The sequence below is a fragment of the Primorskyibacter sp. S187A genome, assembly GCF_049800955.1.
Lineage (GTDB): Bacteria > Pseudomonadota > Alphaproteobacteria > Rhodobacterales > Rhodobacteraceae > JAKVBH01.
Map to the genome: position 1 here is coordinate 930,938 of NZ_JBNAGA010000001.1, position 20,784 is coordinate 951,721.

The 20,784-nt window shown below is 61.7% G+C and carries 22 protein-coding genes and 1 tRNA gene; 5 read left to right on the forward strand and 18 right to left on the reverse strand.

The annotated features are described in order from the left end of the window. The first annotated feature begins 56 nt into the window (after positions 1-56). Positions 57-1,463, forward strand: a complete 1,407-nt coding sequence (locus tag ACP15S_RS04730; RefSeq protein WP_425038424.1) for an FAD-binding oxidoreductase — start codon at positions 57-59, stop codon at positions 1,461-1,463. Between the two features lie 55 nt (positions 1,464-1,518). On the opposite strand, the gene cobS is transcribed toward ACP15S_RS04730, so the two are convergent. Together cobS and ACP15S_RS04740 are read right to left on the reverse strand one after the other, a co-directional pair. Beyond that, complete coding sequence (cobS, locus tag ACP15S_RS04735; protein WP_425038425.1) at positions 1,519-2,505, reverse strand: cobaltochelatase subunit CobS; 987 nt, start codon at positions 2,503-2,505, stop codon at positions 1,519-1,521. 126 nt (positions 2,506-2,631) lie between these two features. Beyond that, positions 2,632-3,261: a J domain-containing protein gene (locus ACP15S_RS04740; protein WP_425038426.1), complete on the reverse strand. Its 630-nt coding sequence runs from the start codon at positions 3,259-3,261 to the stop codon at positions 2,632-2,634. Between the two features lie 76 nt (positions 3,262-3,337). Here ACP15S_RS04740 and ACP15S_RS04745 point away from each other — a divergent pair, with 76 nt between their 5' ends. After that, complete coding sequence (locus tag ACP15S_RS04745; RefSeq protein WP_425038427.1) at positions 3,338-3,601, forward strand: BolA family protein; 264 nt, start codon at positions 3,338-3,340, stop codon at positions 3,599-3,601. On the opposite strand, the gene ACP15S_RS04750 is transcribed toward ACP15S_RS04745, so the two are convergent. From ACP15S_RS04750 to carA, 4 genes are all read right to left on the reverse strand, one after another. Continuing rightward, complete coding sequence (locus ACP15S_RS04750) at positions 3,598-4,014, reverse strand: DUF4177 domain-containing protein (RefSeq protein WP_425038428.1); 417 nt, start codon at positions 4,012-4,014, stop codon at positions 3,598-3,600. The genes ACP15S_RS04745 and ACP15S_RS04750 overlap by 4 nt on opposite strands. 6 nt (positions 4,015-4,020) lie before the next feature. After that, the gene (locus ACP15S_RS04755; protein WP_425038429.1) at positions 4,021-4,416 is read right to left on the reverse strand and encodes a CBU_0592 family membrane protein; all 396 of its coding nucleotides are present in this window, start codon (positions 4,414-4,416) and stop codon (positions 4,021-4,023) included. A gap of 42 nt (positions 4,417-4,458) precedes the next feature. After that, positions 4,459-6,342, reverse strand: a complete 1,884-nt coding sequence (locus tag ACP15S_RS04760) for a glycosyltransferase family 2 protein (RefSeq protein ID WP_425038430.1) — start codon at positions 6,340-6,342, stop codon at positions 4,459-4,461. 98 nt (positions 6,343-6,440) lie between these two features. Next, positions 6,441-7,586 carry a glutamine-hydrolyzing carbamoyl-phosphate synthase small subunit gene (gene carA / locus ACP15S_RS04765; RefSeq protein WP_425038432.1) on the reverse strand — a complete coding sequence of 382 codons (1,146 nt, stop codon included), beginning with the start codon at positions 7,584-7,586 and terminating at the stop codon, positions 6,441-6,443. 194 nt (positions 7,587-7,780) lie between these two features. Between carA and ACP15S_RS04770 the strand changes: the two genes are divergently transcribed. Further along, complete coding sequence (locus ACP15S_RS04770; RefSeq protein ID WP_425038433.1) at positions 7,781-8,248, forward strand: GatB/YqeY domain-containing protein; 468 nt, start codon at positions 7,781-7,783, stop codon at positions 8,246-8,248. 211 nt (positions 8,249-8,459) lie between these two features. Here ACP15S_RS04770 and ACP15S_RS04775 read toward each other — a convergent pair whose 3' ends face one another. The 5 genes from ACP15S_RS04775 to ACP15S_RS04795 form a co-directional block, all read right to left on the reverse strand. After that, positions 8,460-9,365, reverse strand: a complete 906-nt coding sequence (locus ACP15S_RS04775; RefSeq protein ID WP_425038434.1) for a glycosyltransferase family A protein — start codon at positions 9,363-9,365, stop codon at positions 8,460-8,462. Positions 9,366-9,386: 21 nt separating this feature from the next. Next, complete coding sequence (locus ACP15S_RS04780; RefSeq protein WP_425038435.1) at positions 9,387-9,878, reverse strand: DUF2244 domain-containing protein; 492 nt, start codon at positions 9,876-9,878, stop codon at positions 9,387-9,389. Positions 9,879-10,062: 184 nt separating this feature from the next. Continuing rightward, positions 10,063-11,736 (reverse strand): cytochrome c oxidase subunit I, encoded by a 1,674-nt coding sequence (ctaD, locus tag ACP15S_RS04785; protein WP_425038436.1) that lies wholly within the window; start codon positions 11,734-11,736, stop codon positions 10,063-10,065. A 186-nt stretch (positions 11,737-11,922) separates the two neighbouring features. Then, entirely contained in the window at positions 11,923-12,585 is a 663-nt protein-coding gene (gene lipB, locus ACP15S_RS04790; RefSeq protein WP_425038437.1) for a lipoyl(octanoyl) transferase LipB, read from the reverse strand. Positions 12,586-12,588: 3 nt separating this feature from the next. Continuing rightward, positions 12,589-13,317 (reverse strand): LytTR family DNA-binding domain-containing protein, encoded by a 729-nt coding sequence (locus tag ACP15S_RS04795; protein WP_425038438.1) that lies wholly within the window; start codon positions 13,315-13,317, stop codon positions 12,589-12,591. A gap of 149 nt (positions 13,318-13,466) precedes the next feature. Between ACP15S_RS04795 and ACP15S_RS04800 the strand changes: the two genes are divergently transcribed. Next, positions 13,467-13,976 carry a DUF2306 domain-containing protein gene (locus ACP15S_RS04800; RefSeq protein WP_425038439.1) on the forward strand — a complete coding sequence of 170 codons (510 nt, stop codon included), beginning with the start codon at positions 13,467-13,469 and terminating at the stop codon, positions 13,974-13,976. Positions 13,977-14,050: 74 nt separating this feature from the next. Beyond that, positions 14,051-14,137, forward strand: a tRNA-Leu gene (locus ACP15S_RS04805). 66 nt (positions 14,138-14,203) lie between these two features. Here the strand turns inward: ACP15S_RS04805 and ACP15S_RS04810 are convergent. From ACP15S_RS04810 to ACP15S_RS04840, 7 genes are all read right to left on the reverse strand, one after another. Further along, positions 14,204-15,172 carry a hypothetical protein gene (locus tag ACP15S_RS04810; RefSeq protein ID WP_425038440.1) on the reverse strand — a complete coding sequence of 323 codons (969 nt, stop codon included), beginning with the start codon at positions 15,170-15,172 and terminating at the stop codon, positions 14,204-14,206. A 60-nt stretch (positions 15,173-15,232) separates the two neighbouring features. Then, complete coding sequence (locus ACP15S_RS04815) at positions 15,233-16,162, reverse strand: AEC family transporter (RefSeq protein WP_425038441.1); 930 nt, start codon at positions 16,160-16,162, stop codon at positions 15,233-15,235. Positions 16,163-16,223: 61 nt separating this feature from the next. Beyond that, complete coding sequence (locus tag ACP15S_RS04820; protein WP_425038442.1) at positions 16,224-17,018, reverse strand: MBL fold metallo-hydrolase; 795 nt, start codon at positions 17,016-17,018, stop codon at positions 16,224-16,226. After that, positions 17,015-17,824: a TatD family hydrolase gene (locus tag ACP15S_RS04825; RefSeq protein ID WP_425038443.1), complete on the reverse strand. Its 810-nt coding sequence runs from the start codon at positions 17,822-17,824 to the stop codon at positions 17,015-17,017. The genes ACP15S_RS04820 and ACP15S_RS04825 overlap by 4 nt, the downstream gene beginning before the upstream one ends. 23 nt (positions 17,825-17,847) lie before the next feature. Continuing rightward, positions 17,848-18,975 carry a DNA polymerase III subunit delta' gene (locus tag ACP15S_RS04830; protein WP_425038444.1) on the reverse strand — a complete coding sequence of 376 codons (1,128 nt, stop codon included), beginning with the start codon at positions 18,973-18,975 and terminating at the stop codon, positions 17,848-17,850. Continuing rightward, entirely contained in the window at positions 18,968-19,588 is a 621-nt protein-coding gene (gene tmk / locus ACP15S_RS04835) for a dTMP kinase (RefSeq protein WP_425038445.1), read from the reverse strand. The genes ACP15S_RS04830 and tmk overlap by 8 nt, the downstream gene beginning before the upstream one ends. Further along, entirely contained in the window at positions 19,585-20,763 is a 1,179-nt protein-coding gene (locus ACP15S_RS04840) for a D-alanyl-D-alanine carboxypeptidase family protein (protein WP_425038446.1), read from the reverse strand. The genes tmk and ACP15S_RS04840 overlap by 4 nt, the downstream gene beginning before the upstream one ends. Positions 20,764-20,784: the final 21 nt, after the last annotated feature.

The window sequence follows — 20,784 nt, forward strand, 5'->3', positions numbered from 1 at the left end:
CTTGTGCTTTCCTCAGCCATTGGCGCGGATTAGGATAGGGCAAGAAAGGTGCTTTCATGCCACGTGACATCTCGACGGACATCCCGCAAACCCTTGCAGCGCTTGAACAAGTTCTAGGCGATCGCTTGAGCCGCTCCAAGCCCGATCTGGAAAACCACGGCCGTTCCGAGAGTTATTTTCCCCTGACCTTGCCCCATGCCGTTGCATACCCCACAACCACGGCGGAAGTAAGTCATATTGCACGCATCTGTAGCGAGTATCGTTGCCCGCTTGTCGGGTGGGGGACGGGGACCTCCGTAGAGGGGCATGCGCTGGCGATTGAGGGCGGTGTTGTGTTGGATTTCTCCAAGATGGCGGCCATCCGCAGCTTTTACCTGGAAGATATGTGCGTCACTGTGGAACCCGGCCTCACGCGCGAGGCGCTCAATGCGGAGCTGCGTGACAGTGGGCTCTTTTTTCCGGTGGATCCCGGCGCCAATGCCTCGCTCGGCGGCATGGCCATGACGCGGGCGTCGGGCACGACGGCGGTGCGCTACGGCACGATGCGGGACAATGTGCTTGGGATGGAAGTTGTGCTCGCGGATGGGCGTGTGATTGAGACGGGAAGTCGGGCGCGCAAATCTTCGGCAGGTTATGACATGACCGCGCTCATGGTGGGCAGCGAGGGCACCTTGGGCCTGTGCACCGGTCTGACGCTGCGCCTGCATGGTCAACCCGAGAGCGTGGCCGCCGCAGTTTGCAGCTTCTCAAACCTGCATGCGGCGGTCGCCGCGGTGCAGGACACAATCCAAATGGGCCTGCCCATGGCCCGGATTGAATTCGTGGACAGCGCAACCGCTGCGGCGGTCAATGACTATGCGGGCGTCTCTTTTCCGCTGACACCGCATCTTTTGGTGGAATTCCACGGCACCGAAAGCGGTGTTGCGGAACAGGCGGAGCGCTTTGGCGATATCATCGCGGATCACGGTGCGACAGGCTTTGAATGGTCCACCCGCCCCGAGGATCGCACGGCGCTTTGGACCATGCGCTACAATGCGCTCTACGCGATCAAGGCGATGCGCCCAGGCGCGCGCGCCTTGGTGACAGATGTCTGTGTCCCGATCTCGCAGCTGGCGCGCGCGGTAGAAGAGACGCAGGCCGATCTGGCCAGGGCTTCAATCCCCGCGCCGATCCTCGGCCATGTGGGCGATGGGAATTTCCATGCGATCCTGCTGGTCGACCCGACCCAACCCGCCGAGTTTGAGGAAGCCAAGCGCCTGAGCGATGCCATGACCAACAGGGCGCTCGCTCTGGGTGGCACCTCGACGGGTGAACACGGCGTCGGGATGGGAAAATTGGGATTCATGGAGCGCGAACACGGCGACGCCTGGGCGATCATGGGCGCTTTGAAAGACACGCTGGATCCTTTGGGCATTCTCAATCCGGGCAAACTGGTGCCACCCAAATCGCGGCTCACCTCCTGACCGCAAAAGGGCGCGCCTCTGGCACGCCCCCTTTAACGCCGTTTGCGGCGCGCGTTTATCCCAGCGAGACGCTGGCCGCGCTTTCGGGAAGCTCCTCATCGAAGCAGCGTTGGTAGAATTCGGCCACGGTCTGGCGCTCCAGCTCATCACATTTGTTGAGGAATGACACGCGGAAGGCGTAGCCCACATTGCGGAAGATCTCGGCATTTTGCGCCCAGGCGATCACCGTCCGGGGCGACATCACGGTCGAAAGATCGCCGTTCATGAACGCCGTCCGGGTCAGATCCGCCACTGTCACCATCTGTTTGATGGTCTTGCGGCCTTTCTCGCTGTTGTAATGCGGGTTCTTCGCCAAAACGATGGCGCTTTCCGCATCAACAGACAGGTAGTTCAGCGTGGCCACGAGCGACCAACGGTCCATCTGGCCTTGGTTGATCTGTTGTGTGCCGTGGTAGAGGCCTGTCGTATCGCCCAAGCCCACCGTGTTGGCAGTCGCAAAAATGCGGAAATAGGGATGCGGGTTGATCACCTTGTTCTGGTCGAGAAGCGTCAGCTTGCCATCCACTTCCAGCACCCGCTGGATCACGAACATCACATCCGCGCGGCCCGCGTCGTATTCGTCAAACACGATGGCCGTGGGGTTGCGCAGGGCCCAGGGCAGGATGCCTTCCTGGAATTCTGTGGTTTGTTTGCCGTCCTTGAGCTTGATCGCGTCCTTGCCGATCAAGTCAATCCGGGAGATGTGACTGTCGAGATTAACACGAACGGCAGGCCAGTTGAGCCGCGCGGCGACTTGCTCGATATGGGTCGATTTCCCTGTCCCGTGATAGCCCTGGATCATCACGCGGCGATTGTGGCTGAAGCCTGCGAGGATCGCGAGCGTCGTGTCGGGGTCAAACTTGTAAGTCGAGTCCAGATCCGGCACCCGGTCTGTGCGATCCGCAAACCCCTTGACGACCATGTCCGTGTCGATGCCGAAGACATCGCGAACCGATATCTCCTCAGAGGGTTTTGCGTTGATATCCATGCTGCCGTCGGCCATCTCACCTGTCCTTCATACCTGCGGGACTAACTTGCCCGGGATGCAACATATCTCAAAGAAGGGCAAGGGAAAGGCGCGTGCTTTTTGCCGCTTTTGCCCGGCATGCCAGATGCTGCGGCCCGGGCCCTATTTGTCCTTGAAATTGCGGCTGTCCTTGATTTGATCCCAGGCCCACATGACCTCCTGCAACTGCTCCTCCTGCGAACGGTCGCCGCCGTTCATGTCGGGATGCAACACCTTGATCAGCGCTTTGTAGGACTTGCGAATCTCGGGCTTGGTCATTGTGTCTTTGGCTTCCAGAAGCTCCAGCGCGCGTTTCTCGGTGGGGGGCAGGCGCCGACCTGTGCCACCGCCGCGCCCGGGGTTGCGCGTGGCCTTGTCGCCCAGAACCTGATGGGCATCGTCAATCCCCAACCGTGCCCAGGCGCGCGCTTCCGGGTCTACGAAAGACCGCGTCTCGCGTTCCCAGACCTTGTCCTTCGACATCTGGGCATTCATCTCCGCCTCGGTTGTCCCGTCGAAGAAGTTCCACTTCAGATTATACTCGCGGATATGCTCCTTGCAGAACCAAAAGAAGTCATCGAGCACGTCGGGGGCTTTGGGCGCACGGTACTGGCCCTGTTCCTGACAGCCCTCATGATCGCACACCCGCGTCGATGTCTCCGACGCGCCGGACATGCCCCGTCGGCCACGGGGGTTCTTCTTCTTGGCCGAAGACACGGACATATCAAATCCAAAGGGGTCGGGTTTTGGCATGGCTCTTACCTTTTCGACTCGGGCTGCAAAGTTTAGCTTGTCAGGCGAGAGTTTGAAGAGGGAATGGATACAAAAAATGGTTAACCGTACTGAAGCGATCCGCAACGCCTTGCAAGACGCGTTCTCGCCCAGCCTTCTGGAAGTGATCGACGAGAGCGAAAGCCATCGTGGGCATGCCGGATTTCAAGAAGGCGGTGAAAGCCACTTCCGGGTGCGCATGCGGTCTGCGGCGTTCGAGGGGCAGTCGCGCATTGCGCGCCATCGCGCCGTGCATACGGCCCTGGGGGCTGATCTGATTGGCCAAATTCATGCACTCGCGCTGGAGTTGGACGCAGGTTAGGAACGCGGCGTGTCGTTTTCGGAGGCCTCAAGGGGCTCCCGAACATCCTCGGAGGTCTGCTCGGCGTCAGGGCTCTCTGTCGCCTCCTCTGCGGTCCCGTCGGGCTCCTCTGCCTCGGAGCGGTCTTCGAGAAGGGCAAGCGGTGTGTCTTCAGCGGCGTCCGCGTCGATATCGTCCAAAGCAACCGGGCGGCGAAAGACCAACACGTTTCTGTAGCTGGTGGTGCTTCCTGTCAGCCCCTGACGCTCTTCGCTGGGTAGGGTTTCAGCGCGCAGAAATTCCCAGCCGTCTTCCGCAACGGCGTTGAGCGACATCTCCAGCGCCAAGGCAAATCGTGCTTCAGGCGCTTTGACGCCGCGCGCTTTCTGACCGCGTGTCGGGGCGGGGATGACTTTGTATTCGTACTGGCTCATGGCGCGCTATTGATCATGCTCCACGCGCAGTTGCAATGTCTTCATGGCTCTTGAACGCGCCCAGATGCGCAAGCTGATGCCGATCATGCCGATGGAAATCCAACTCACCTGAATGAGCGCCGAGGCGAGATTGAATTCTGTGCTGAGCGAAATCAGTACCATCGCAGCAGCACCGACGTTCAGCGCGGAATACAAAATGCCGTTGCCACAGAGCCAGCCCAGTTGCAGCCCTGCAAAAGCGGCCATGTAGAGCAGGAAACCAACCACACCGATAAACCGCGCAAGCTCATGTAAATCATAGGTTTGAATGGCAATGCTCACGTGAAATACCTCAAGGCTCAAAGCAAAAATGATCATCAAAAAAACAGCGGTCTCGCCTGCGTAGAGCAAAGCTAGAAGCATGATCTGCAGCCGTCGATGGAGGTATTCCTGACCTTTGGTCAATCAGTGGTCGATTGTCGTGCGCCCGATCGAAAGCCCGTGGGTGGTCTTGTCCCAGAAAAACGGCTTGCGCAGCAGCTCCCACAGCGCCTTGTAGGTCGCCACGGCGGCGAGTGGAAAGTAAAACAGAAGTGTGGGCACCCAGGGTATCAGATGGCGATGCCTGTGGCTTGCGACAGCCGTCATGCCAACGACGAGGCCGATGACCTCGGTCAACACAAAGAGGGAGGCGAGGATCACGAACCCCACCGGGGGCAGCGCATCCACTACGGGATGGGGAAAGCCTGCCACGGCCAGCCAGAATGACCAGAGAAGCGGGGCCAGCGCGAATTGGCTGAGACTGGCCAGGAAAAAGACCTGAAAGCCAAAAAAAGCGCCCGGGCCCAGCTGTCGCCAGAGCTGCGCCGGCGCGCGCATATGCACGAGATAGGTGATCATATAGCCCTTCAACCAGCGGGAGCGTTGCCTGACCCATGGCCACAGATGGCAATTGGCTTCTTCCAAGGTGACGGTATCAACGAGCTCTGTCCGATATCCCGCGCGCGCCAAACGCATGCCGAGGTCTGCGTCTTCAGTCACGTTGAAGGCGTCCCAGCCTTGCAACTCATCGAGCACGGAGCGGCGAAAGAACACCGTCGTGCCGCCTAAGGGGATTGGCATTCCAATCCGGGCAAGACCGGGGAGCAAAATGCGAAACCAGGCCGCGTATTCGATGGTGAAACATCGCGCGAGCCAGTTCATTCTCGGATTATAAAAATCCAACACACCTTGCAGACAAGCCACCTCGGGCGGGGCGCGCTGAAACGCCGAAACGATCGTCTCGATTTGGTCGGGCGCGGGGGAATCCTCTGCGTCATAGACGCCGATAATCTCGCCACGCGCGAAGCGGCGGGCGTAATTCATGGCGCGTGGCTTCGTCGTGAGATCTCCGGGAGGCACCGTGATGACGCGCATCCAGGGCGGCAAGGTTGTGTTGCGCAGGGTCTCACGGGTTTGCGTGTCTTCGGCCTCCAGCACCAGCAAGGTCTCGAGGTTGGACTTTGGATAGGTCAGGCGGGATAACCTGTCCACGAGAACGCCCGCGATGTCCGTCTCCTTGTAGAGCGGCACCAGCAGCGAGACTGTCGGAAAGCTGTCCATGTCTTGGGGGGCAGACGTGTTTGTGCGCAATCCGCCAAAGACCCGCGCGATCAGCGCGACGAGTTTCATACCGGCAATCAGCAAGAGCGTCGCAATGGCCCAAGTCGCAGCAGCAATGAAGAACGCCTTGGGCGCAAGGAAGACGCCCAGACCAATCAAAGCCGCGCCGAGAGCGGCGAGCCCGGTCTGCCGGCGCGTTGCGAGAATATGCATATTGCGGCAGCTGTAGCTGTCTTCGAGTTCGGTCTCCGCCAAGACGGCCATCTGTGCGCCATGCACCTTGGCCACGACTTGTTCGATATCGTCCTGCGCGGCGAGCCCCATCAGAACGGGGCCAAAGCCCTCCGGCAATGCGCGCGTCACGACGCGAAAAGCATCGGGCGAGGCCGAGGCCAGAACGGTCGTGTCGCCAAGCTTCATCCATGGAACCACGCCATGCTTGAGGCAAAAAAGTGGGTCAAGCTGTGACGCAACGGTTAAATCAGCGGGCGTTTCCCGCGTGTTCAGCGCCATTGCGGCGAATCGCTCAGCCTGTGCGGCCCGTATCTCGTCGGCGGTTGCGAGCCCTTCGGACAGGCAAACCTGCGCCAGAGGCGATTGGACCTGATCAGCAATTGTCAGCGCGTGCAACAGCATCTCGTGGTCGAGAACGCCCCGGTCCACAAGAATTTGACCGAGCGGCTTGTGATAAGCCGGGGTCAATCGTGCTGTTTCGGGACCTCTGAGTTGGAGGCGTTGAGTGCTCATGTCTTCGCTCGCGTTATAGAACGAAGGCACTTTGTCAGCGCTTGGTTAACTGTGCGTAAACAGCTGGTTAACAGAAAGTTACCAAAGCGGATGCCGCGTTAAGAGGCATCCATGGATGCCGCGAACTGCTCGAACAGGTAGAAGCTGTCCTGGGGGCCCGGGCTGGCTTCCGGGTGTTGCTGCACGGAGAAAACGCAGCGATCCGAATCCAGCGCGATCCCGCAGTTGGATCCATCGAAAAGCGAGCGGTGCGTTTCGATGACGCCGCTGGGCAGCGTAGCGGCGTCGACGGCAAAGCCGTGGTTCATGGAGGTGATTTCCACCTTGCCGGAGCGCATGTCCTTTACGGGATGGTTGGCGCCGTGATGGCCGTGGTTCATCTTGATGGTCCGTGCGCCCAGAGCGAGCGCCAGCATCTGGTGGCCAAGGCAAATCCCGAAAATCGGCAAGTCCGTCTTGTCGAGCAAGTGCTGGATCATTGGAACCGCATAAGCGCCCGTCGCCGCAGGATCGCCGGGGCCGTTCGAGAGGAAAACGCCATCTGGATCATGCGCCAGCACCTCTTCCGCAGTCGCCGTGGCAGGCAGAACCGTCACGTCACATCCCGCGCTCGCCAGACAGCGCAGAATATTGCGCTTCGCACCGTAATCCACGGCCACAACCTTGTGCCTGGGCGCGGTCTGACGCGTATAGCCTTCCGGCCAGGCCCACCGCATCTCATCCCAACGGTAGCTTTGCGCGCAGGTCACTTTCTGTGCAAGATCAAGGCCTTCGAGGCCAGAAAACCCCCGTGCAGCGGCCACCAGTGCCTCCACATCGAACTTGCCCTCCGGATCATGGGCCAGCGCCACATGGGGCGCGCCCAACTGCCGGATCGCGCGGGTCAACCGCCGCGTGTCGATGCCCCCGATCGCGATGCGGCCCCGCGCGCTGAGCCACTCGGTCAGCTCCTGCGTCGCGCGCCAATTGGACGCCTGCGTCGGGAGCCATTTCACCACCATACCTTCCGCAACCGGATCCGCCGTTTCATCATCGTCGGGGTTCACGCCGGTATTGCCAATATGGGGGAAGGTGAATGTCACGATCTGCCCGGCGTAAGACGGGTCCGTCATGATCTCCTGATACCCCGTCATCGCCGTGTTGAAGCACAGCTCAGCCGTGGTCTGACCGGTCGCGCCGAAGCCGTGACCATAGAAAACGGACCCATCGGTGAGCACAAGGCAGGCGGTGGGATGATCGGTCATGAGCGCGACTCGTCTGTTTGGAAATGGGCAAATTTGCGCGAACCTACGGGGGGCACGCGCACGCGTCAAGACTTGGGGAAATTTTGGATATTGTTTAATTTCAAAGGCTTAACTTTGGCCATCAGATGTTGCCCCGCCGTGTCGCAATGCATAAGTTAGCGCTTCATGAGCAATTCCATGGGGATGGGACCGCAATGGATCTGAAAAGCAAGATCACCACTGGCCTCAAACAGGCCATGAAAGACAAGGCGGCAGATCGTTTGGCAACGCTGCGCCTGATTTCCGCCGCCATCAAGGATCGCGAAATTGCGATGCGGGGTGAAGGCAAGGAAGAGGGCGTGAGCGAAGCGGATGTGACCGCGATCCTCGCCAAGATGGTCAAGCAGCGTCAGGAAAGCGCGCGCACCTATGAAGAGGGGGGGCGGCTTGATCTGGCGGAGCGGGAATTGAACGAGATTACCGTGATCGAAGAATTCCTGCCGCGCCAGTTGGATGACGGCGAGGTGGAAGCCGCGATTGTGGCCGCCATGGAAGAGGTCGGCGCTTCGTCGATCCGCGATATGGGTAAGGTCATGGGGGCGCTGAAATCGGGCTACGCGGGCCAGATGGATTTCGGCGCTGTTGGCCCGATGGTCAAGGATCGGCTGGCCGCGAGCGGCTAGACGACAACTGGGGCAATGGATTGGCCTTGGAGGGGGTATTTGTGCGAAATACCCTCCAAATCGCACAAAAGCCCTCTTGGTCTGCGGTTAAAGCGAGCGGTGCTTTCAAGCGGCGTTAGGCCTTTGTGTCCGCAGCTTTCTTAGCGAAATCTTGCGGCGTCGTGCGGACCACCCCGCATTAACCTTCGCAAAGAAAGCCTCGCCAAATTCTTTACAGGCCGTAGAACTTTCTTACCGAAGCCTCAACGGCAGGGTCGGTGAGCGCGAAGCGTTCTGCAAAGCGTGTCTTGAAGGTGACCCGGCCGCGCCGCGCGCCGAAGTTCTCGCCATGGTTCAACATGTAGAGCGCCAGCGGCACGGCGATGGCGTGCAAGGGCTGGCCCGCAAGCCGCGCCAGATAGGGCACCATGCGATGCTCGTGCTGGCTGAGCTCCGACAGAAACGCCCATTGCGCCGCGCGTGAGGCCTGGCCCGGATCGAAGGGCAGGGCGGCGCAGGAACCGCAGAGCTTCCAGAAGGCCTTGGCTCCCGGCGCAAACATTGTCTGTGGACGGGCCAGAGCGATCCGGTCGTGCCCCGCGTCATAGACATAGCCGCGCTCCAGGAGCGCACCTCCCGGATGCTCCAGCAGCCTGTGCACAAGGGTCGGGTCTGCCCGGTCATCGGCATCAAAGGTCATGACGAGGCCGGGCGCATCGGCGTTGTGGGCCAAATGCCCGTAAAGCGCGGCGAGCTTGCGCCATTTGTCATTGCCCGGTGTGGGATCCTCAAAGGGCAGAAACGTGATCTTGTCAGAGAGGGGCAGCGGCGGCTGTGTCTGGCAGCAAATGATCGCGCGCCAGTTGGGATCGGTTTGCAGCAAGAGGCTGTTCAGAGTGCGCTCCAGAAGCGCTGTGACGGCGCTCCAATTGCCGACACTTTCGGGACCCACGAGCGGGATCAGGAAGGTGACCGTCTTGGGTGGAAGCCAGCTCTCCCCGGCCCGCGCACGTCGCAGCTTGAGGGCGGCACTCTCGGATGGGGCAAGGCCCGGGCTGCCCGGGCTGATCCCCCTGAACGCGGCGCGCAGCAGATGGGCGGCGCGTCTCGCTTTCGGGGTAGCAGGGGCCTGCGCCATGGGTGCCTCGCGGGAAACGGGTCAGGGATGTTTGAACGTGGCCAAACGGCTGCGCAGATCGCCGTAGAGCGCCTGCCGTTCCTCTTCGCTCAAAAACGCGCCCAGCTCAACCTCACGGCCATTGCCTTTCAGGGTCAGGTAGTGCGGCACCGGGCCGCCCGAGGGGTGCAGATGGGCCTCGGCCCAGTAGGCGTTGCACTCCCAGCTTTGATCCGGTTTGCGCGGGTTGTGCCGTATCAGGCGGATATCCTCGCGGGTCATATCGAGGACTTCGAGGATCTGGTGATCGCGCCAATTGCGTTGCAGCGCCCACCAGATCCCGCCAACCGCGGCCAGCATGAAGGGCAGGATGCCCCAGAGTACGACGGATCCCAGAAGCGGGAACATCGGGATCATGATCAGGCAGATGGTCGCGCCGATGAAGGCCGCAAAACCCTTTGGCGGCAGGGATTGGTGTGGCCAGAGCTGAAGCTCGCACCGGGTTGGCGTGTCGTCGGTCCAATTGTAGGGCATAGCAATGTTCTAGCGCCGGTCGTTCAAATGAAAAGGCCCCGGGGAATGCCCGGGGCCTTTGTGTGCATTGGTGGTCTGCGAGCCCCAGTAAGACCTTCGCGGAAACCTTGGATCACGAAAGCACGCCGCAAGGGTTATATGGTGCTTTCGTGATGCGCATTATGCAGGGTTCCGTCGAAGTCCTCTAGTGCGCGCGGCCCTTGTCCCAGTCTTCCTGCTTGGGCAGGATCTCGAACGTATGTTCCGGCGGGGGTGAGGGCAGGGTCCATTCCAGCGTATCCGCGTATTCGTTCCACGGGTTGTTCTCTGTCACCCGGGCGCCGCGCAGCAGCGAATAGGCGATGAGGCCGAAGAAGAAAACAAACGACGCGAAGGACAGGAATGCACCGATCGACGACCACCAGTTCCAGTAGGCATAGGCCTCCGGGTAGTCGATGTAGCGGCGTGGCATGCCCTGACGCCCGAGGAAGTGCTGCGGGAAGAAGGTCAGGTTGGAGCCGATGAACATCGCCCAGAAGTGAATCTTGCCACCCAGTTCGGGGATCATGCGCCCGGTCATCTTGGGGAAGTAGAAGTAGATCCCCGCGAAGATCGCGAACACGGCACCGAGGCTCATCACGTAGTGGAAATGCGCCACCACGTAGTAGGTGTCATGATAGGCCCGGTCCACGCCCGCCTGGGAGAGGACCACACCGGTCACACCGCCCACGGTGAAGAGGAACAGGAAGCCAAAGGCCCAGAGCATCGGCGTCTTGAACTCGATGGAGCCGCCCCACATCGTGGCGATCCAGGAAAAGACCTTCACGCCGGTGGGCACCGCGATGACCATGGTGGCCAGCATGAAGTAGCTCTGCTGCGTCAACGACATGCCCACTGTGTACATGTGGTGCGCCCAGACGACGAAGCCCAGAACACCGATTGCGATGATCGCCCAGACCATCGGCAGGTAGCCGAAGACCGGTTTGCGCGAGAAGGTCGCAATGACGTGGGAAATGATGCCGAAGCCCGGCAGGATGATGATGTAGACTTCCGGATGGCCGAAGAACCACAGGATGTGCTGATAGAGGATCGGGTCCCCGCCGCCGGCGGGATCAAAGAAGGTTGTCCCGAAGTTGCGGTCCGTCAGCAGCATCGTGATGGCGCCCGCGAGCACCGGCAGGGCCAGCAGGATCAGCCAGGATGTCACGAAGATCGCCCAGGAGAAGAGCGGCACTTTGAAGAGCGTCATGCCCGGCGCGCGCATGTTCAGGAAGGTCGTGATCATGTTGATCGCGCCCAGGATCGATGAGGCACCCGAGACATGGACCGCGAAGATCGCGAGATCCATCGACATGCCGCCTTCATTGGTCGACAGAGGCGGATAGAGCACCCAACCCACACCAGAGCCAAGCTGGTCATTGCCGCCCGGTGCGAGGACCGAACAGATGGCCAGCGTTGTCCCCGTGCAGTAGAGCCAGAACGACAGGTTGTTCATGCGGGGGAACGCCATGTCGGGCGCGCCGATCTGCAAGGGCATGAAGTAGTTGCCGAAGCCACCAAACAGGGCGGGAATCACCACAAAGAACATCATCAGGATGCCGTGGCCCGTGATCAACACGTTCCAAAGGTGGCCATTGGGCGTACATTCGCCCGCAGCAGCAGCGAAGAGGCGCGCCCCTTCCATACACATGTATTGAACGCCGGGCTGCATCAGCTCCAGACGCATATAGACAGTGAAAGCAACGGCAATGAAGCCCACAAACGCGGAAACGATCAGGTAGAGAATCCCGATGTCCTTGTGGTTCGTGGACATGAACCAACGGGTAAAGAACCCCCGCTGATCTTCATGCTCGTGGCCGTGAATGGCGGCGTCAGCCATGTCATGCCTCCTCAGTTGGCTACAGAGCGCTCCACCATAGGAGTCACTCAATTGGGCAGAGTTTTAAATCGTTACCCAGCCTGCTTCAACGCGCGAATTTGATCTGGATCAAGAAAAAGTGTCGCGCCTTCTTGCAGTTGCAGACGCTCTACAGGACGGTGCCTTTACAGATCCCTAACGCCTCTCTCAGCGCGCATCGGGCGGCGGAAAAATCGCTTCAAATTGCTGCTTTAGCGCCACATCGAGATCTGCCATCGTCACGGGCAGGCCGAGATCCACCAGACTTGTCACGCCATGCTCGGAAATCCCGCAAGGCACGATTCCCGAGAAGTGCTCGAGATCCGGCTCGACATTGATCGACAGGCCGTGGGTGCTGATCCATTTGTGCATCTTGATGCCGATGGCAGCGATCTTGTCTTCCGCGCATGTTCCGTCGGGATTGGCCGCTTTTTCAGGACGTTGCACCCAGACACCAACGCGGCCGGGGCGGATTTCGCCGGTGATGTTGAACGTCGCCAGGGTCGTGATCACCCAGGCCTCCAGCTGCTCGACAAAGCGGCGCAGATCGCGACCGCGCCGGCCAACATCCAGCATGACATAGACCACACGCTGGCCCGGGCCGTGATAGGTGTATTGGCCGCCGCGCCGGGTTTGATAGACCGGAAAACGATCGGGATCGGTCAAATCCGCAGGATCGGCGGAGGATCCGGCGGTGTAGAGCGGGGGATGTTCGAGCAGCCAGATGCATTCCTCCGCCGTGCCTGCCGCGATGGCGGCGGCGCGCTCCTGCATGAAGGTGAGGGCGGTCTCATACGCGGTAAACCCCTCTGACGTCTTCCATTCCACCATGGCCTACCGGGGCAGGAGCCCCGCCTCCTTGAGTTTGGGCAGGTTGGCCCGACTAACCGGCACCTCCGGCCCCTGTGACATGGTCAGGATCGCGCGATCACCCTCGCGACGGGCGGAAACGACCTGATTCCAGGCGGCCCAATGCGAGCGATGGACCTGCGCGCCGCGCGTGTCGCCAACCTCCCGTATTGCATCGGACAGCCGCAACAACACCAGCTCTTCGCCCTCTACCGTGCGGATGCGGACATAGTGATCCTCGACACTCAGAGCCACGAGCGCGCCGCGCTTTTCCAGCGGCAGACGGTCCAGCAGAGGCGGCGGCACGGGCGCCACCGGGGCGGCGACGGTCTCGGCGGAGGGCTGTGAGGTCAACACCAGCGCGGTGTTCACGATGAGCGCAATCGCGCCAACGGTACCCACAAACGTGACCCAGTCCCAACCCTGCGGCACCCAGCCGAAGGTCACGTAATTGAAGAGAACCACCAGCGCGAGAATGCAGGCCGCACATACAAGGCCCGAGGCCACGATCCGGACGGCAGCCGCTTTGTGCGCACAGATATGTTCGATCATGATGTTCACGAAAGCCCCCGCCGCATAGCACAGGAGCGTCAGACCGGTCCAATACACGGCACGTTCCGCCAGCCCGAGGCGCACATTCGTCTCGAAAGGGGCCACGATGACGAGAATGGCGCTGACAGCTGCAAGGGATGCAAGTGTCTGACGAGACGCCATTATTCTCCGCCATTCACGAAGCGCGAGTGACATTTGGCCGTTGCTCACGAAGGATCTCCGCTGGTTCACGCATGTCAGATGGCATGGGCCGGTGGGGTTTGTCTAGGTGAGGACATCGCACTGAATTGACGCATAAATGGAGCCATGAGATGTCGTTTGAACCTTTCCTGACCGAACCTTTGCATATTCAGATCCACGCCGTGGCGGCTTGTCTGTCGATTTTATTGGGGCCTGTCGCGCTCTACGCCCGCAAAGGCAGTCCCGTGCACAAAAGCGCGGGCTACCTTTGGGTCACCTCGATGAGTGTGACGGGGATTTCGGCGTTTTTCATCTCGGGCTTTGCGGTGATCGGGCCCTTCTCCCCGCTGCACCTGCTGGCGATTTCGCTGCTCTGGGGCATCGTTGAGGCGATGCGCCATGTTTTCGCGGGCCGCGTGGCCTTGCATGCGCGGATCATGAACAATCTCTACTGGTTTGGCGTGGTTCTGGCCTCTGCGTTCAATTTCCTGCCCGGGCGGATGGTCAATCGCATGGTGTTCGACGATCTGCGCGAAGCTGGATTTGTGGTCCTCGCGCTCATCCTCTTCGGGGTGGTTTTACGGGAGATCGTGAGCCGCCGTGGCCCGGCGGACCGGAGGCGGACGGGCGCGCGGGCATGAAAAACCCGGCGGCCACTTTTTTCCCTTGAGCCTGCGACGGGCTTGGTCTAGAGACCGCGCTACCAAGCCTCGAAGCGGTCGTGGCGGAATTGGTAGACGCGCAGCGTTGAGGTCGCTGTGGGGTAACTCCCGTGGAGGTTCGAGTCCTCTCGACCGCACCATCGAAAAGGCCCGCTCCATTCGAGCGGGCCTTTTTGTTTTGAAAACAGCTTATTGCGCAGATCTCTTCATGCGTTGCCTGAGCGTCGCATGGCGCGGGCGCAGCGCCAGAGCCCCCATAGGAAAAGCCCCAGCGAGATGGGTCCAGCCGTGATGATGACAAAAGCGTTCATCTCGAGCCCGATCTGCGCCTCGACCATCGTCACATAGGTGCCAATGGCGCAGAGCGGGATCAAAAGCGTGAAAACGTAACGCCAGAGCGGGATGGGCCGCTCCGCCAGCGCGGCGACCTTGCTGCCGGCAAAGGGCAGATCTGCACGGGCGTTGCGTTTCAGGGCCCAAAGACAGATCAGGACCATGACCGGCAGAACCGGGAAGAAAAACCACAGACCGGAGGCCAGCCCCGTCAGCGCCGCAAAGAGCGCGGCCAGGATCCACAAGCCGTAGTGCTCGCCCTTGGTCAGCCCTTCGCTGGGGGACCAGACGCGCTCAAAGACGAGATGCCCGGCCAGAAACAGGCCATAGCCGATCAGGAACTGATCAATGAAGGGTTGCACCGGCGCCCATTCGAACCGGACCTCGCCTGTCGCATCGTTTTCAAGGGCGTGCCACATGTAGCTGTTCCACAGGCCGAGGAAGGCGCCGAACGCGGCGTTGAACAGGATGACGCGGAGGATACCGCCATGGGTCATCACTTGTTTGAAGACGATCCAGCCGATGCCCACGGTGATGAGCGCGTGCCAGGCGAGGCTTGTCCAGACGATTGTGAAAGGCGGGCCGGAATACATGACAGGGACGGGCACGCCTTCGATCAGGTAGCCCAGCATGGCCGCGGCCACGAAGAGCGCCGCGCCGTCGCGGACTTTGAACCGCTCCACCACCACCAGAAAGAGATATCCCAGCAGACCGTAGGCCAGCAGGATGCCGACATGGCTCACTTCTTCGTCGACCTGATAGAACCAGAACTCGGAGATCGAGACGAGGATCGCACCGAAAGAGGCGATCAAAAGCGGGCGTTTGGCAATCGAGAGGATCATGGGGCCAAGGCTAGCAGCGTGCGCTCCGGGCGGCAATCTCCGGTGCGTGCATGGGCGGGATCAGGGCAGGATCTGTAGCCAGATCCAGACGCTGAAGAGCGAAGCGGCTGTCGCGGCCAGTACAGTCGTGGCGGCCACGCGTTTGGCCACGCCGTAGAGATTGGCGAAGATATAGGCATTGACCCCCGGGGCCACGGCGCTTGTGAGGATTGCGGAGCGAAATGCGTCTGGTCCCAGTCCCAGCGTGGTGCCCAATGTCCAGGTGATGGCCGGGTGTAGCCCCAGCGACAACAGGCAAATGAAGCCCACAACGCGCAGATCGCCCTCCGGCCGGTAGCGCACGAGGACGCCGCCCAGCCCAAAGAGCGCCGCCGGCAGGCCCGCGCGCGAGATCAGATCGATGGCGTCCCACAATGGCACGGGCAGGCGGATGCCTGCCAGATTGACCGCGAAGCCCAGCACAATGCCGATGACAAGCGCGTTGTGAAACATCGCATCTGCCAGCCGCATCACGAGGTTCGGGCTGCCTTCCGCTTTGGGTTTCACCATCTCCATCGTCAAGATGCCGAGCGCATAGCAAAACGGCGCATGGATCGCGATAATGGCGAAATTGCCCGCCAAGGCATCGGGCCCGAAGGCGCGCTCGGTTATGGGCAGGCCCAGGAGCAGCGAATTGGAGAACAGGCAGCAAAAGCCGATGGCGACGCTGTCTGTCCAGGGTCTGGCAAAGAGGAGCCGCGCGCCGAGGATGCCCAGGACGAAACAGGTGGCGGCGCCGGTGTAGTAGCTCACAAGCAGGGCCGGATCGAAGTTCTCGCCCAGATCCAGCGTCGCGATGGCGCTGAAGAGCAGGCAGGGGATGGCAAAATTCTGCGTGAAGCTCATCAGACCGTCCACGGCGGTCTCCGAAATCACGCCGCGCCATGCCGCGACATAGCCCGCGCCCAGCACCAGAAAGACCGGCAAGATGACGTTGATCAAATCCTGCATGGGCGCCCCGCGCGCCTTTGGGCGCGTGTCGGATATGCGTATTTGGAGCCAGAAGAAGCCATCAGTCCGGAAGTGTCAGCACCAGCCCGTCATAGGCCGGCGTGATATGCGCGGGGGTTTCGGCTTTGAGTGTCTCGTAATCGAGATCGATATGCATATTCGTGAGCACGGCCTGTTTGGGGGCCACGCGTTCGATCCATTCGAGCGTTTGGGCGAGGTGGGAATGGGTCGGATGTGGATCGCGCCGCAGGGCATCGACGATCCAGACATCCAGATCACGCAGCTGGGGCCAGACATCATCGGGGATGGCGGCCACATCGGGCAGGTAGGCCAGGCCATTGATGCGAAATCCAAGAGCGTCGATTGAGCCGTGATTGACCTCAAAGGGCTGGAAGGTGATGGCGCCCCCGGGCCCGTCAATCGTCACATCGCCGCTGATCGTGTGCAGATCGAGGATCGGCGGATAGGGCGAGCCCTTGGGCTGGACGAAGGCATAGCCGAAGCGCGCCAGCAGGTTGTCTTGCGTGGGCCCATCGGCCCAGACGGGCAGGCGCGCGCGCATGTTGAAGACGATCATGCGCAGATCGTCCAGCCCGTGCACATGATCGGCGTGGGAATGGGTGTAAAGGACGCCATCGAGCCGCCCGGTGCCGGTATCCAGCAGCTGTTGGCGCAGATCAGGCGAGGTGTCGATCAGGACAGAGGTGGTGCCTTCCGGGCCGTCACGCTCCACCAGCAAGGAGCAGCGCCGCCGCCGGTTCTTGGGATTGTCCGGATCGCACGCGCCCCAATGGCCGCCGAGGCGCGGCACGCCGCCCGAGGAGCCGCATCCCAATATGGTGAACCTGTAGCTCATGCAGGCGCCATCACAGCTTTGGGAAAAAGGCGCTCGAAATTGGCCTCAATCTGCGCGGCAAAATCGGGATAATCCATGCCGAAGGTCTCCGCCGCGCGCCGCGCGGTATGGGCGGCGAAGGCAGGTTCATTGCGTTTTCCGCGATGGGGCGGCGGCGCGAGATAGGGCGCGTCTGTCTCCACCAGAATGCGATCGCGCGGCGCTGCGGCGAAGATATCGCGCAGCTCCTGGCTCTTGGGAAAGGCGGTGATGCCGGACATGGAGAGATAAAAGCCCAGATCCAGCGCCGTCTTGGCGAGCTCTGCTGAGGACGAAAAGCAATGCATCACGCAGGTATAAGGCGCGGTGCGGAATGTCTCGCTCAGGATGCGCGCCATATCCTCGTCGGCAGCGCGGGCGTGGATGATGAGCGGCAGGCCTGTGTGTTGGCTGGCCTCGATATGCAGGCGCAACGAGCGCTGCTGCACCTCTTTGCTCTCAGCGGTGTAATGATAATCCAGACCCGTCTCTCCCAGACCCACGCATTTGGGATGGGCATCAAGGGCCACCAGCGCCTCAAGCGTGACCATGGGCTCTTCTGCGGCGCTCATTGGATGGGTGCCTGCGGCATAGAACACTGGCGCATGGGCCTCAGCCAGCGCGCGCACCTTGGGCTCATTGCGCATGCGCGTGCAGATGGTGACCATCCGGTGCACGCCTGCGGCGGCGGCGCGTGTGATCAGGGCGTCGTGTTCGCCGTCAAAATCCGGGAAGTCCAGATGCGTATGGCTGTCGGTGATCTTGGGTGCGTCGTCTGTCTGGGTCATGGGCCTGCCTGTCGCCTCTCCGGTCAGGCGGCACAGCGAGAGGCCACGTCGGAGAGTTTGAACAGCGTATCAAGGATGAGCGCGCCGGGGTCAAGATTGACTGCACGCCCGTGCCGCGCCCGCGCCGTGACCTCCTGGGCCCGCGCGGCCCATTGGCGCGCGGCGGCAGGCGAGGGGGCGAGGCGGGCAAAGACCTGCGCCTCGCCGGGCGCGGCCTCCACATCCAGCGCGCCGGTGGCACCGGCACGGGCCAGACGTGCCAGCGCGACATCGAGCAGATCGAAGATCAGGGTGACCTGAGCCTCATTGCCGCGCGCCGCAGCCGCCTCAGCCAGTTTTCCCGCCCGCGCGCGATCGAGCCGGGGCAGCGTACCCAGAAGCGAGACAATCGCGCCATAAAGGCGCAGCCCGTCACCTTCCAGAAGCTGAAAGGCGCGGCCCACGGATCCCCCGGACAGCGCGGCCAGCGCGGTGTCTTCCGATGTGATCTCATGGCCCGCTTGCGCCAGTGCCGCAGCCATGTCTTCCGGGCCAAGGGGCGCGCAGCGCAGCATGCGACAGCGCGAGCGAATGGTGGGCAAAAGCGCCGTGGGCTGGTGGGTGACCAGCAGGAAGGTCGTGCGCTCGGGTGGCTCTTCCAGCAATTTCAGAAAGGCGTTGGCGGCAGCGGTATTGAGATCGTCGGCGGCATCGACAATGCAGACGCGCCATCCGCCATCGGCGGCCGCCAGCGTGAAGCGCGACTTGAGTTTGCGCACTTCATCAACGGTGATATCCGCCTTGAACCGCTTGAGTTTTTCATCCCACGGCCGGGTGAGTTGGCTCAGGCCCGGCTCGGAGCCCGCAGCCATGCGGCGGGCCACGGGATGATCATCCGGCAAATCCAGCGTTTCGCGTGGGGGTGGCGCGCCAAAGAGCCCGGCCTCCTGACCGGGCGGCTCGGCGATCAAGGCTGCCGCCATGCGCCAGGCCAGTGTCGCCTTGCCCACGCCGCGCGGGCCGGAGATCATCCAGCCATGGTGCAGGCGATCTGCGTTGAGCACATCGAGAAAGGCCTGTTCGGCTTGCGCCTGACCAAAGAGGCGGGTCGCGTCGCGCGGATGCGGCGCGTCGCCCAGACGGTCTGATTCAGGCAGGCGGTCTTCACTCATGGGGCAGGGGTAGCACAGTGCGAATGTCGTGGGCTACGGCCTCGGGGGTCTGCGCGCCATTGATCACGCGGAACCGCTCGGGATGGGCGCGGGCCAGCTCCAGAAAGCCCGCGCGCATTTTCTCTTGCAGCGCAAGGCCGAAATCCTCGAAACGCTCTTCCACGGTGGCGCGGGACTTGGCGCGTTTGAGGCCTTCTTCGGGGTCCATATCCACGAGGATCGTCACATCCGGCTCGCGCCCGATCATGAGGGCGTGCAGCGTATCGACCTTGTCGCGCAGATCGCCGCGCGAGAGGCCCTGGTACATGCGGGTGCTGTCCGCAAAGCGGTCGCAGATGACAATGGCGCCCCGGGCCAGAGCGGGATCGATGACCCGTTCAAGATGGTCGCGCCGGGCCGCCGTGAAGAGCAGAAGCTCGGTTTCGGCAGACCAGCGATCCGGATCGCCCTGCAAGACCAGCGCGCGGATTTCCTCGGCGCCGTCTGAGCCGCCGGGCTCCCGGGTCAGCACGACATCGTGGCCCTCAGAGCGCAGCGCCTCGGCCAGCACGCGCGCTTGTGTGGATTTTCCTGACCCGTCGATCCCCTCAAAGGAGATAAAGAGGCCCGTCAAGAGGCGTCCTCTTGCGGGGTTTGATTGAGGGGGGCTTCGTTGATCTGCTTGAGCAGCAATTGCGCGGCTGTGGTGATGCGGGACATGAAACCGCCAAGCGCGATATCGCGATCCGCGACGAGTTCGATGCGTTGTTCGGGCAATTCGTCCAGCGTGATGATCATCTCACCCAGCCGTTGGCCGCGCTTGATCGGGGCGGCAACGGGGCTGTCATAGACCACCTCAGCATTCACTTTTCCGCCCGCAAGAACCGGGATCAGCAGCGAGAGATCTTCCTTGGCCGCAAGCCCCACCTTCATTTCCGCGCCCATCCAGACGTCAGCCTCAGCCACAACTTCGCCCTGCCGCAGCAGATCGCTTTGCGCAAATTGCCGGAAGGCCCAGTTGACGATGGCTTCGGCTTCCTCCGCGCGGGCTTGCTGGGTTTGCAGCCCGGAGATGACAAAGACCACACGGCGATCGCCCTGCACGGCAGAGCCGGTCAGCCCGAAGCCCGCTTCTTGCGTATGCCCTGTCTTGAGCCCGTCCGCGCCGATGCCCAGACCCAACAGGGGGTTGCGATTGCGCTTGTTTTGCGGCGCACGGCCATCGAAGAGAAATTCGCGCTCGGCAAACATCGGGTAGAATTCAGTGAAATCCGTTATGATCGCGCGCGCCAGCAGCGCCAGATCGCGCATCGACATCCGATGCCCGGCAACAGGCCAGCCGCTGGAATTCACGAATGTGGAGTGGGACATGCCCATTTGCGCGGCGCGACGGGTCATGAGCCGGGCAAAGCCCGCCTCCGTCCCGTCCGGGCTCAGCGCTTCGGCCAGCACGACGCAGGCATCATTGCCCGACAAAACGATGATGCCGCGCACCAGATCTTCAACCGTCACACGGTCCGTCGTGTCGAGAAACATCGTCGATCCGCCAAAGGACATCGCATGGCTGGAGACCGGCAGTTTTTCGTCCATCCGCAGCCGGCCGTCGCGCAGGGCTTCAAAGACCATGTAGAGCGTCATGAGTTTGGACATGGAGGCCGGCGGCAGGGGGACGTCTGCGTTTTTGTTGAGCAGAACGGTCCCGGTTGTCATGTCCATCACGAAGGCGGATGTGGCCCGCGTGTCAAAGGCTTGGGCTGTGGGCGCGGAGGCCAGCGCCAGGACGAGGGCTGCGATGAGGGGGCGGAACATGGGCCGTATTCCTCCGAGGAG

Coding starts and splice junctions, on each gene's coding strand:
- ACP15S_RS04815 (WP_425038441.1), bottom strand. CDS start 16,162: ATGCAGGATTTGATCAACGTCATCTTGCCGGTCTTTCTGGTGCTGGGC.
- ACP15S_RS04795 (WP_425038438.1), bottom strand. CDS start 13,317: ATGGCGTCTCGTCAGACACTTGCATCCCTTGCAGCTGTCAGCGCCATT.
- ACP15S_RS04800 (WP_425038439.1), top strand. CDS start 13,467: ATGTCGTTTGAACCTTTCCTGACCGAACCTTTGCATATTCAGATCCAC.
- ACP15S_RS04760 (WP_425038430.1), bottom strand. CDS start 6,342: ATGAGCACTCAACGCCTCCAACTCAGAGGTCCCGAAACAGCACGATTG.
- ACP15S_RS04730 (WP_425038424.1), top strand. CDS start 57: ATGCCACGTGACATCTCGACGGACATCCCGCAAACCCTTGCAGCGCTT.
- ACP15S_RS04750 (WP_425038428.1), bottom strand. CDS start 4,014: ATGAGCCAGTACGAATACAAAGTCATCCCCGCCCCGACACGCGGTCAG.
- ACP15S_RS04780 (WP_425038435.1), bottom strand. CDS start 9,878: ATGCCCTACAATTGGACCGACGACACGCCAACCCGGTGCGAGCTTCAG.
- ACP15S_RS04825 (WP_425038443.1), bottom strand. CDS start 17,824: ATGACCCAGACAGACGACGCACCCAAGATCACCGACAGCCATACGCAT.
- ACP15S_RS04740 (WP_425038426.1), bottom strand. CDS start 3,261: ATGCCAAAACCCGACCCCTTTGGATTTGATATGTCCGTGTCTTCGGCC.
- ctaD (WP_425038436.1), bottom strand. CDS start 11,736: ATGGCTGACGCCGCCATTCACGGCCACGAGCATGAAGATCAGCGGGGG.
- ACP15S_RS04820 (WP_425038442.1), bottom strand. CDS start 17,018: ATGAGCTACAGGTTCACCATATTGGGATGCGGCTCCTCGGGCGGCGTG.
- ACP15S_RS04755 (WP_425038429.1), bottom strand. CDS start 4,416: ATGCTTCTAGCTTTGCTCTACGCAGGCGAGACCGCTGTTTTTTTGATG.
- ACP15S_RS04840 (WP_425038446.1), bottom strand. CDS start 20,763: ATGTTCCGCCCCCTCATCGCAGCCCTCGTCCTGGCGCTGGCCTCCGCG.
- ACP15S_RS04775 (WP_425038434.1), bottom strand. CDS start 9,365: ATGGCGCAGGCCCCTGCTACCCCGAAAGCGAGACGCGCCGCCCATCTG.
- carA (WP_425038432.1), bottom strand. CDS start 7,586: ATGACCGATCATCCCACCGCCTGCCTTGTGCTCACCGATGGGTCCGTT.
- ACP15S_RS04830 (WP_425038444.1), bottom strand. CDS start 18,975: ATGAGTGAAGACCGCCTGCCTGAATCAGACCGTCTGGGCGACGCGCCG.
- ACP15S_RS04810 (WP_425038440.1), bottom strand. CDS start 15,172: ATGATCCTCTCGATTGCCAAACGCCCGCTTTTGATCGCCTCTTTCGGT.
- ACP15S_RS04770 (WP_425038433.1), top strand. CDS start 7,781: ATGGATCTGAAAAGCAAGATCACCACTGGCCTCAAACAGGCCATGAAA.
- cobS (WP_425038425.1), bottom strand. CDS start 2,505: ATGGCCGACGGCAGCATGGATATCAACGCAAAACCCTCTGAGGAGATA.
- lipB (WP_425038437.1), bottom strand. CDS start 12,585: ATGGTGGAATGGAAGACGTCAGAGGGGTTTACCGCGTATGAGACCGCC.
- ACP15S_RS04745 (WP_425038427.1), top strand. CDS start 3,338: ATGGTTAACCGTACTGAAGCGATCCGCAACGCCTTGCAAGACGCGTTC.